This is a genomic window from Chamaesiphon sp. (assembly GCF_041738855.1).
Lineage (GTDB): Bacteria > Cyanobacteriota > Cyanobacteriia > Cyanobacteriales > Chamaesiphonaceae > Chamaesiphon.
In genome coordinates, this window is record NZ_JBGSPA010000165.1 from 1 (window position 1) to 2,964 (window position 2,964).

A 2,964-nucleotide genomic window follows, 5' to 3' on the forward strand; every position below is an offset into this window, starting at 1 on the left:
CCACTCACCAATAAGGTTATATAGTTGTCATCTGTTAAGAATTAAAGTGCGAACTCTACCCGTTAGGGTTACTTAACAGAAGCTTCTCATCCCCTGATTACTCAGTTTCGAGAAAACGAATCGCACTAGATACTACTATTATTTGCATGACAACCAAGCAAATTCGCTACACGCCTAACTTAATATATCCCGTACTATTATTTCAAACAATTACTACTCTCTTTAATATTGGCGATGCAGGCTATTACTTTAAGAGAAGTTCGTGTGGTAGTAAAAATTTAATCCAAGAACTTTTTGATTTCAGTGGTTGCGGTAAGCTGTGGATCGGATCCGATGTGTATGGATGGACGATATTTATTTACGCGGCAACTGTTTTTATGTTTGCGATCGATATTTTACTATTGAGATCTCTACCTGGTGAAGATAATAATTAATTGAATGAATGTAGAATAGTATTCATGTGTTAATTAGGTTTCGCTATCACTCTAACGAACCTATGAACTGCCCATTCTACAATTCTTGCTATTCTTCATGTTTTTGCTGCCAAAAAGATACCTGATAATCGATAAAATCATCTTCAGAATCGTCTTCAGCTTCGGGTATGTAAATTTCGACAATGCAGGGATCGTTTGGAAACTGCCAGTTAAGTTTTGCTTGGTAGATTTCTCTGAGTTGATTGGCGATCGCGAATGCTTTATCGTTACTGTAATCTTCCGCACCTGGATATAGATCGCTGATATGGATGTGGTTGATTGTCCATTCGAGTGCTTGTTTGGTTACGCCCGTGTTTTCCCAGCTTTGAACGCTACTTGGTGAAACGCCTGCTCTAAAAATATATTCTTTGTGTTTGCAGAATGTCGGCCAGAACAAGGTTGAATAGCCAACTGCTGAGGAATAATTTCCCAAACAACTATGCCATGTCTCTAGATCGACACCATCACCATTATTCCAAGTGGCGAGTTCTGCCTTCATGCTGTCTGGTATTTCCACTAAATAGCACGAGAAACGATATCTATAATCATATCAGGAACTCTTGCGAACACTGATAATGTGCAATCTAGACTCTTGAACTAATGCGCTGGCGGAGCCTTCCCTTTGGGAAATCGACTCGAAGCCGATCTAAAATAGTTAGTTCATCGCTTATCCCTAGTCTTCGCTCCTATGACTGCACTCACTGCCAACTTAATTGAAATCTTCTCAGCAATTCAAGGTGAGGGGCTAAATGTGGGGACGCGCCAGATCTTTGTCCGGTTTGGGGGGTGCGATTTGCGGTGCCACTACTGCGATAGTCAACATACCTGGCAAAAGCAACAGACTTGCGAGATCGAGCAGACCCCTGGAGAGCGTGATTTTGTCACTCATGATAACCCGATCGAGTCATCTCAACTACTAAGCTGGATCGATCGTCAAAATCGACCTTATTTGCACGATAGCATCAGTATTACTGGTGGCGAACCGCTATTACATGCGGCTTTTCTCGCTCAATTTTTGCCCCAAGTCAAAGCATTGACACACCTACCGATTTATCTGGAGACAGGTGGACATCGCCCTGGGCAGTTGGTGCAGATATTACCGTACTTGGATGCGATCGGGATGGATATCAAGTTGCCGAGTGTCAGCGGGGAAACTCACTGGGAACAACATCGGGAATTCCTGCAAGTGTGTCGAGATGCGGATGTCGATGTATTTGTCAAAATTATTATTTCCCAGACGACCGATCCTGCGGAACTGCACCAAGCAGCACAATTAGTTGCTGATGTAAGCGATCGCACGATCATCTTTTTGCAGCCAATGACGGCTTTAGCTCAACCGCATACAAATCCCCATTTGTCAGCACCAACGCCATCACAGGTATTGGCTTGGCAGGCTTTAATGAAGGAGTATCTGCCACAAGTGCGGGTGATTCCACAAACTCATAAAATGATTGGACAGTTGTAATTTATAGTTATAGGAATCCTAAATCAGATCCTTGGGTATCGATCCTGGTGCGTTACGGCTGCTGCCTAACACACCCTACACTCACTTAGCTGCTCCAATCGGAATGGTTGAAATAGTTGTGTACAATATTGTCGGAGCGATTTTCGTTCATACCAAACTCAAGTAAATTGCCATGAATCCATTAATCGGAATGCTTGCGAGTCAACTGGGTGGGCCAGCAATTCAACAAATTAGCCAGCAAATTGGCTCAGACCAGGGTACAACTCAATCAGCGGTGGGGATGGCTCTACCGCTGCTACTGTCAGCAATGGGCAACCGTGCGGCTACACCAGACGGTGCTGAGGTAATTCAGCAAGCTACTCAATCGAATGATGGCTCGATTTTGGACAACGTGATGGGTTTTGTGGGTAATGCTGGTGCGGCTGGGATGGGGAGTGCATTGCTCGGTCAAGTGCTGGGTGGTGGTAGTCAGAATGCGATGGCCGATACCATCAGTCAAAACACTGGCATGGAGAGCGGTGCAGCGACTCAGCTATTGGGTATTCTGACGCCACTGGTGATGGGTGCATTGGGCAAATCCAGTCAGGAACAGGGCGGTTTAGATGCTAATGGTATCGCCCAGCTGCTCGGCTCTTTCGGTGGCGGCAGTGACCTGCTGGGTATGGCTACAAGAGCGATCGATGCAGATGGGGATGGCAATATCGTGGAAGATTTGGGGAATATTATTGGTAAGATGTTTTAATCTATGGGTAGATAAACAAATCTCCTCATTTTAAATCCCAGCAGATGGGGGCTTTCCCATCTGCTGGGAGCGTCCCCGTCGCCTGTGAACATGAACGTCTGAGATTTTAGCTCGTCAAGGTGGTTAGGACAGCACAGCGATTGAAATCGCCGCTATTGCTGCAAAGTCCGCCTGTCTTGTCTTGACCGAAACGCTTAGCACGAGGAGACCTCAGCGCGATTTCGGTCGCTGATGCGCTGTCTTGACCCAAACACATGCGGAGGGAACCTCCGCGTGATTTGGGT

4 protein-coding genes are annotated in these 2,964 nt (G+C 45.6%); 3 read left to right on the top strand and 1 reads right to left on the bottom strand.

Going from position 1 to position 2,964, the window contains the following annotated elements:
* Positions 1 to 146: 146 nt before the first annotated feature.
* Positions 147 to 434 carry a hypothetical protein gene (locus tag ACEW9I_RS17125; protein WP_373541540.1) on the top strand — a complete coding sequence of 96 codons (288 nt, stop codon included), beginning with the start codon at positions 147 to 149 and terminating at the stop codon, positions 432 to 434.
* 88 nt (positions 435 to 522) lie between these two features.
* Here ACEW9I_RS17125 and ACEW9I_RS17130 read toward each other — a convergent pair whose 3' ends face one another.
* Complete coding sequence (locus ACEW9I_RS17130) at positions 523 to 972, bottom strand: hypothetical protein (protein WP_373541541.1); 450 nt, start codon at positions 970 to 972, stop codon at positions 523 to 525.
* A 189-nt stretch (positions 973 to 1,161) separates the two neighbouring features.
* On the opposite strand from ACEW9I_RS17130, the gene ACEW9I_RS17135 reads away from it, so the two are divergent.
* The gene (locus tag ACEW9I_RS17135; RefSeq protein ID WP_373541542.1) at positions 1,162 to 1,938 is read left to right on the top strand and encodes a 7-carboxy-7-deazaguanine synthase QueE; all 777 of its coding nucleotides are present in this window, start codon (positions 1,162 to 1,164) and stop codon (positions 1,936 to 1,938) included.
* Positions 1,939 to 2,110: 172 nt separating this feature from the next.
* Complete coding sequence (locus ACEW9I_RS17140; protein ID WP_373541543.1) at positions 2,111 to 2,680, top strand: DUF937 domain-containing protein; 570 nt, start codon at positions 2,111 to 2,113, stop codon at positions 2,678 to 2,680.
* Positions 2,681 to 2,964 lie beyond the last annotated feature (284 nt).